This window comes from Nostoc sp. (genome assembly GCF_036917455.1).
Classification (GTDB): domain Bacteria; phylum Cyanobacteriota; class Cyanobacteriia; order Cyanobacteriales; family Nostocaceae; genus Nostoc.
This window is the reverse complement of record NZ_JBALDK010000248.1, coordinates 1-8,458: the sequence shown is the minus strand read 5'-3', so window position 1 is coordinate 8,458 and position 8,458 is coordinate 1. Positions and strand designations below refer to the sequence as shown.

The window sequence follows — 8,458 nt, the reverse complement described above, 5'->3', positions numbered from 1 at the left end:
TACGAATTTGTCTAGTAGATTACATAAGAGGAAACTTATCAAGTATTATGAATGATAACAGTATTGAGAAATACTATTTAACTTTAAGAAAGCAAAAAATTAGAGTTTATCTAGCTAGGTTAATTTTTACCAGCTATGTGAGGAAAATATCTAACTATAGCAATCTGATTTGATTTCTGAATCACTCGTAGAGGTAAGGGACTAGGGATTGGGGACTGTGGACTGGGAAGAAAGAATAAAAGTGGACTGAGTTTTGTTCAAAAATCAAATATGAGTCCTATATAAAGTCAGTAACTATGTATATTAATGATGTAAATTTATCTCCTTTAGTGGTGGCGCAAGCTAGTGAATCGTACTATTCAGGTACAACTCTTAATAGGTGGGTTGAAGTATTGGTAGACTGTCCAGGAAGTACAGGATTATTTACTTATCGATTGCCAGCCCAGTTAGAAATAAAACCAGGAGATATTTTGAGCGTGCCATTTGGGGCACAACAATTAGGAGCGATCGCAATTCGGTTACTGGCACAACCAAATATCGATTTAGCACCAGAAAAAATCCGGGAGGTAGAAGATATAGTCAGCGTTGGATTTTTCCCAAGTGTTTATTGGGAATTACTCAATCGAGTTGCTGCATATTACTATACGCCCCTGATTCAAGTAATCCGGGTTGCTCTCCCACCAGGGTTACTGGGGCGATCGCAGCGTCGTATTCGTTTGGTTAGAGGAGAGGGAGCAGAAGGGAGTAGTTATTTACTAGCATCTCCTAATCCTTCAGCATTTTTGACTCCAACCGCGCGGCAAGTTTGGGAACTTTTGCAAGGGCAGCCGGCGGGGGATTATAGTTTCGCTTACCTTCAACAAAAAGTCAAATCTGCCTATCGGGGAATTCGGGAGTTGCTGCGATTCGGTTTAGTGGAAAGCTACTTAGAACCGCCACGGCTGACTCGACCAAAGCTGCAAAAAGCAGTTACGCTTACAGGTGCAATCGATAGCGACTTAACTACCCGCCAAAGAGAGATTTTGGAAGTGCTGCGACGGCATAATGGGGAGTTGTGGCAAAATGAATTACTGCAAATTTGTAATGCTAGTTCTTCTATCCTCAAAACGTTGACACAAAAGGGTTACATCGTTATTGAAGAACGGGAAGTATTGCGAACCGAACAGGGGCCAGCATTAGCAGGCGATGGGGCTAAATCTTTAACTACTGCCCAAGCTAGCGCTTTAGAGACAATCCAGACATTAGATGGATTTGCTGAAGTTTTATTGCATGGGGTGACAGGTTCAGGAAAAACCGAAGTATATTTGCAAGCGATCGCACCTCTCATCAATCAAGGCAAATCCGCCCTGGTTTTAGTCCCAGAAATTGGACTTACACCCCAGCTTACCGATCGTTTTCGCGCCCGTTTTGGCAATCAAGTCAGCGTTTATCACAGCGCCCTCTCCGACGGCGAACGTTACGATACTTGGCGGCTTATGCTCACAGGAGAACCCCAAGTTGTCATTGGTACGCGCAGCGCCGTTTTCGCCCCTTTGCCCAATTTGGGTTTAATTATTTTAGACGAAGAACACGACAGCAGCTTTAAGCAAGACTCACCTATACCCACCTACCACGCCCGCACCGTCGCCCAGTGGCGAGCCGAATTAGAAAATTGCCCCTTGGTGTTGGGTTCAGCTACGCCTTCATTGGAAACTTGGATAAGTGTGAAGAGGCAGGGGGCAGGGGGCAGGGGGCAGGAGGCAGGAGGCAGAAGTTATTACTTAAGTTTGCCCGAACGTGTCTATTCCCGCCCTTTACCGCCTGTGGAAATAGTCGATATGCGGCAAGAGTTGCAGCAGGGAAATCGTTCTATATTTAGTAGATCGCTGCAAGAAGCTTTGCAACAGTTGCAAGAGAGAAAACAACAGGGAATTTTATTTATCCATCGTCGGGGACACAGTACTTTTGTCTCTTGCCGCAGTTGTGGATATGTGTTGGAATGTCCATACTGTGATGTTTCGCTGGCATATCACCACACCGAAGAGAAAGCGCCGGAATTATTGCGGTGTCATTATTGTAATTATGCGCGATCGCATCCCAAATTCTGCCCCGATTGTAGTTCCCCTTACCTGAAATTTTTTGGTAGCGGTACTCAGCGAGTCACGCAGGAATTAGCGCGACAGTTTCCAGAGTTGCGCTTGATTCGTTTTGATAGCGATACCACCCGCAACAAAGGCTCACACCGGACTCTACTCACCCAGTTTGCCAACGGCGAAGCAGATTTATTAGTGGGTACGCAAATGCTTACCAAAGGTTTAGATTTACCACAGGTGACACTTGTGGGCGTTGTCGCCGCCGATGGATTGCTAAATTTATCAGATTATCGCGCCAGCGAACGGGCTTTTCAAACCTTGACTCAAGTCGCTGGACGTGCTGGGAGAGGCGACGATCCGGGGAGGGTGATTGTACAAACTTACACTACAGAACATCAGGTAATTGCAGCAGTGCGATCGCACGATTATCACACTTTCTCCCAAGCTGAATTAGAACAACGGCAAGCCCTCAATTATCCCCCTTATGGGCGGTTAATTTTGTTGCGCTTAAGTAGTCTCGATCCCATTCAAGTGCAAAATACCGCGCAAATCATCGCCACAGCCTTGAGTACAGAAGAAGAATTCGAGATATTAGGCCCAGCACCAGCGAGTATTTTACGAGTAGCTAATCGTTATCGCTGGCAGATATTGATTAAATTTTCCCCCAATGCCTTGCCACAATTGCCAGATTGGGAAGAAGTGCGATCGCTTTGTCCGCCCTCTGTTAGCCTAACTATTGATGTAGACCCATTAAATATTATGTGAATTAAAAGAAAGAATCCCGGTCATCATTGATGATAGTACCGACTCCTTGGTTATTAGCGAACCTAGCATTTGCCGCACCAGAGAGATTGACAAAAAATGTTTCGTTGCTTTCAACTTTATTATCACCTGTGACACCAATACTAATAGTTTTGCTGGTTTCCCCAGGATTAAAAACGACCGTCCCTAAAGCCGAATTGTAATCATAGTCAGAAGTTTTAGCAGTACCATCGCTTGTGCTGTAATTTACAACTATTGGTTGATAGAATTCATTGGAAAGAGTGACAACAAATTTAGCAAAAGTTGTCATCCCTGTGGTGCCTTCATTGAGTGAGACATCTCCAATACTGATAGCGGGGGGTTCATCATCATTTATAATAGTAGCCACTCCCAAACTATCAGTAATTGTGGCATTTGTAGCACCAAAGAGATTAACAGAAAATGTCTCATTGGCTTCAACTTTGTTATCGCCGATGACACCAATACCAAGAGTTTTACTGGTTTCGCCAGGAGCAAAAATAATCGTCCCGGAAGCAGAGTTGTAATCAGAGTCAGAAACTTTAGCAGTGCCATCACTCGTGTTGTAATTTACACTAACTTGCTGCAAACTGGGTGCGGAGAGTGTGACGGTAAATTTAGCATTATTTGTTGTACCTGCGTTACCTTCAAGAAGGGAGATATCCGAGATGCTGATAGTTGATTGGTTGTCATCATCAATGATAGTACCAACTCCTAAACTATCAGTAATTGTGGCATTCGTTGCACCTAAAAGATTAACATAAAATGTCTCATTAGCTTCAGTTTTGTTATCGCCAAGGACACCAACACCAAAAGTTTTACTGGTTTCGCCAGGAGCAAAAATAATCGTCCCGGAAGCATAGTTGTAATCAGAGTCAGCAACTTGAGCAGTACCATCACTCGTGTTGTAATTTACAGTAACTTGCTCAGAACTGGCATTAGAGAGACTAATAGTAAAGTTAGCATTAGTTGTTGTCCCTGTGTTGCCTTCAGTAACAGAGACATCCGAGATACTGATAGTTGGTTGGCTGTCATCATTAATTATGGTAGCCACACCTAAACTATCAGTAATTGTAGCATTTGTAGCACCCGAAAGATTGACAGCAAATGCCTCGTTTGTTTCAAATTTGTTATCGCCGATGACACCAATACTAAGGGTTTTGTTAGTTTCACCCGGATTAAAAGTAATCGTTCCTAAAGCATAGTTGTAATCAGAGTCAGCAGCTTGAGCAGTACCATCACTCGTATTGTAATTTACCGTAATCTGCTGAGAACTTACATTTGAGAGACTGATAGTAAAGTTAGCATTAGTTGTTGTTCCTGTATTGCCTTCGGTAACAGAGACATCTGAAATGCTAATAGTTGGTTGGTTGTCATCGTTGATGATAGTACCAACTCCTAAATTATCAGTAATTGTGGCATTTGTCGCACCTAAAAGATTGACAGTAAATGTCTCATCACTTTCAGTTTTATTATCGCCGATGACACCAATACTAAGAGTTTTACTAGTTTCGCCAGGAGCGAAAGTAATTGTTCCTAAAGCAGAATTGTAATCAGAATCAGCAATTTGGGCACTACCATCACTCGTGTTGTAATTTACGGTAATCTGCTGATAACTAGGATTAGAGAGACTAATAATAAAGTTAGCATTAGTTGTTGTCCCTGTATTGCCTTCAGTAACAGAGACATCCGAGATGCTGATAGTTGGCTGGCTGTCATCGTTGATAATGCTAGCAACTCCTAAACTATCAGTAATGGTCGCATTTGTCGCACCCGAAAGGTTAACAGAAAACGCCTCGTTGGTTTCAAACTTGTTATCGCCGATGACACCAATACTAAGAGTTTTACTGGTTTCGCCAGGAGCGAAAGTAATTGTTCCTAGAGCAGAGTTGTAATCAGAGTCAGTAGCTTCGGCTGTACCATCACTCGTGTTGTAATTTACGGTAATCTGCTGATAACTAGGATTAGAGAGACTGATAGTAAAGTTAGCATTAGTTGTTGTCCCTGTATTGCCTTCAGTAATAGAGACATCCGAAATGCTGATAGTTGGCTGGCTGTCATCGTTGATAATGCTAGCAACTCCTAAACTATCAGTAATGGTCGCATTTGTCGCACCCGAAAGGTTAACAGAAAACGCCTCGTTGGTTTCAAACTTGTTATCGCCGATGACACCAATACTAAGAGTTTTACTGGTTTCGCCAGGAGCGAAAGTAATTGTTCCTAGAGCAGAGTTGTAATCAGAGTCAGTAGCTTCGGCTGTACCATCACTCGTGTTGTAATTTACAGTAATCTGCTGATAACTAGGATTAGAGAGACTAATAGTAAAGTTAGCATTAGTTGTTGTCCCTGTATTGCCTTCGGTAACAGAGACATCCGAAATGCTGATAGTTGGTTGATTGTCATCATTAATGATGTTTACTGTAGCTGAACTATTAGTAATTGTGGAATTTGCTGGTGCAACTGTGAGGTTGGGGTTACTTAGGTTAACAGTAATATCTTCATTGAGTTCAAAGATATTGTCACCCAAAACATCGGCTGTAATTGTCTTTGTCTTTTCCCCAACAGCGAAGCTTAAAGTCCCAGATGCAGCAGTTCCTCCACCTGTAACTTGAATATTGTTATAATCATTGCCAAAAGTTGCCGTACCGTTGAAAGCATAATCTACGGTGCTAGCCACGCCAATACCACCACTGCGAGTAACCGTGAAGGTAACAGCTTGAGTACCGCTATTACCTTCAGTTAAATTTGAAGTGGTGCTGGAAATTGCATATTGAATCGAATCATTAGCAGCAATAGTGAGAGTAGTTTCAGTTATTGTCCCCAAATCAGCCCCTATTAGCGTGCCGAAGTTGAGTACAACTGTTTCTGCATTCTCAGGTAAGTCGTCTGGGTTAATAGTAAAAGTAATTAGCTTTGTTAAATTTGAACCTGTCGCCCCAGCAGCAAAGGAAATAGTCGTAGGAGAAAAAGTATAATCGTTGCCACTAGTAGCCGTACTACTATTTTTGACGACAATAGGAACTGTGACCGCCGTTTCTGGAGAGGCATTTAAGGTAACAGGAATAGTTACTATAGTGGCGGTACTATCTTCCGTTGTATTGTACGTAGCAGCACCAAAGCTGACTTTTGGAAGCAGGGATTCAAATGCTCCAATATCAATTCTGCCGCCTTCAATCCGGTTAAAACCTGTGCCGCGTTGGTCGGTAGTTAAGCCACCACTGTAACCCGGATCGCCAGCATTCTTGGCAGGACTGGAAGAGCTTAGGGCGTGAGTTTGTGTAGAACCACCATAATCTCCCAAAGGTTTGAGTCCGGGGTTGGGGTTAATAATATCTGTACCTGTGCCCAGAGTTCCGGATGATTTACCAGCAAGACTGCCAATTAGGTTGTAAGCATTACCATTGAAGTTGATACCAAAGATATCTGGCGCTTGATTACCTGTGTCAATATTGCCAGCAATGATGCTATTGCTAATGCTTACCGTGCCACCAGACCTAAAAATGCCGCCACCATTACCTGTGCTATTGTTATCACTATCAGCAGTGTTGCCAAAAATAGTGCTATTACTGACTGTGGCATTGTTGGTGTAGATGCCACCACCAGAAGATTTAGATGTATTGCTAGAAATAGTGCTATTGCTGATGCTAAGACTAGTACTACTGTAAATGCCGCCGCCGTTGTTCGCGGTGTTGCCAAAAATAGTACTATTGTTGAGTAAAACACTACTGCTGTAGATGCCGCCGCCACCGTTGTTCGTGGTGTTGCCAAAAATAGTACTATTGTTGAGTGTGACACTACTGGTGCTGTAGATGCCTCCCCCATTGTTATTTCCTGCATTTCCCCCAGTTATGCTCAACCCATCAATTGAGAGGGAGGCACTAGCATTAAAAACACGGGAAGCATTATTACCACTGATGGTGAGTTTATTAGCTCCAGTTCCTTGAATTATCACTCCTTCAGTAACATCCAATTCCCCAGAAGTCAGGGTAATAGTGTCGGGGGTAGCATCACCAAATATCCCAGTCGGATCAAAGATAATTGTCTCAATCCCCGGATCGTTATTGGCATTGATAATGGCTTGCCTTAACGAGCCAGCACCGCTGTCATTAGTGTTAGTTACTACATAAGTAGTGTTATCGACTTTGACAGATACATCGTCGATCGCTAAACCGTGATCGTTGCCTCCATCATCTATATCTTCCCAACGCAATATAATCTCTTCACCGTTAGCTATTGGGGTAGCTAAGGTAATTGTTATAGGTGTGATAACAACTTTATTGGCAACTTGATTGCCATTTAAGGCTGCTGCGGTTGCAGTTGCAATTGGGCTGGTGAAATCTAACGATGTGGCAGAATTCCATGTTCCTGTTGTCAAATTTGTCAGAGTTGACCCAATTTGATAACTAAATTTCAGCTGTTGCGGCGATGTATTACCACCATTACGCCATTGTTCGCCCGTGTAACCTACTTGTAACTGAGTAATTGTTGAACCTGTGTTGTTTTGGAGGCGCAACCCATAATAAATAGTTCCCGTACTACCAGAAGCGACAGAACCAAGTGCCCGATCTCCGGTCGTACCAAAACTATACAATCCACCTGTATTATTACTGCCACTACCAGGGATGTAATTTGTTCTTGTGGCATACCAGCCCGAAATGGTTGAATCATCAACCCAAGGAATAGATGTTCCAGAATTAGCTAATGTATTGAAGTTTTGAGAGTATGTGCCAGTAAAACTAGCTGGCAAAATAGACTGGTAAGCCTGCATTACTTCAGGTTTAAATGCCAGGGATGCCTCAATTTTCCCAGTCTTTACCTCTAAATCCCAGTCGCCACCTAAAACTGCACTTCCTGTTTTGTCAGTGGAAGCAGCAACATCTGCCCCAGTAATTCGGCTCAGAAACTGCACAAATTTTGTGCCTTCACCACTGGCTACATCACAGCCATAAAGTAGAATGTCAGCTTTATCAGTTAAAACATTTGCCCATTTTCGTAACTGATTTGCATAGCTATTAAGGTTGGTGAGGTTAAGATAAGTTGACCCCAATTGCAAACTCCCCTCACCGCCGTGGGAGACAATGTGAACTGATTCAACTGAGTTAGGTTTACACCCTGCTAAAAACTCGCTGATTTGCGTTAAACCGTCTCGATTAGGGTCAAGGATAACGACTTCACTACCCAGTGTTATCCCAGCTACTAGGCTTTGATAATCGAGAACTGCTGTATCTATAAAAACAATATTTCTGCCTGCTTCTAATAACTTTTTGACTGAATTACTTTTGGCTTCAGAGTGATTATTTTCTGTCATCATAATTATTGTCCTGTAATAAAACTTTTGATTGAATAAAAGACTTGTTAACTATAAAAATTTACGTTAATAGCATTTATCACCCAACATCAAATAGGAAGCGAATGACTCAACATCCGCTTCCATGCTCAACTGGAATTGATAACAAAATCTCTTGTTTTTTTGAAAGAAAACCGCAATATTTCTAATCGTTATACGAACCCTAGAAAAACTAAGTTATGTTCTATCTATATTTCTTCTAGTACAATAAAATTTATACTGTATAAAAAATACAATCAACTGTAATTATACTTAAATA

At 42.3% G+C, this 8,458-nt stretch carries 2 protein-coding genes; one reads left to right on the top strand and one right to left on the bottom strand.

Annotated features, from left to right (window positions below):
- The first annotated feature begins 296 nt into the window (after nucleotides 1-296).
- Nucleotides 297-2,837 (top strand): primosomal protein N', encoded by a 2,541-nt coding sequence (gene priA, locus V7K42_RS27345; RefSeq protein ID WP_334920641.1) that lies wholly within the window; start codon nucleotides 297-299, stop codon nucleotides 2,835-2,837.
- 1 nt (nucleotide 2,838) lies between these two features.
- Here priA and V7K42_RS27340 read toward each other — a convergent pair whose 3' ends face one another.
- Nucleotides 2,839-8,163: a Calx-beta domain-containing protein gene (locus V7K42_RS27340; RefSeq protein ID WP_334920639.1), complete on the bottom strand. Its 5,325-nt coding sequence runs from the start codon at nucleotides 8,161-8,163 to the stop codon at nucleotides 2,839-2,841.
- Nucleotides 8,164-8,458 lie beyond the last annotated feature (295 nt).

Excerpts from the sequence above, each read along its gene's own strand:
- V7K42_RS27340 (WP_334920639.1), bottom strand. The coding sequence starts at position 8,163 with ATGATGACAGAAAATAATCACTCTGAAGCCAAAAGTAATTCAGTCAAA.
- priA (WP_334920641.1), top strand. The coding sequence starts at position 297 with ATGTATATTAATGATGTAAATTTATCTCCTTTAGTGGTGGCGCAAGCT.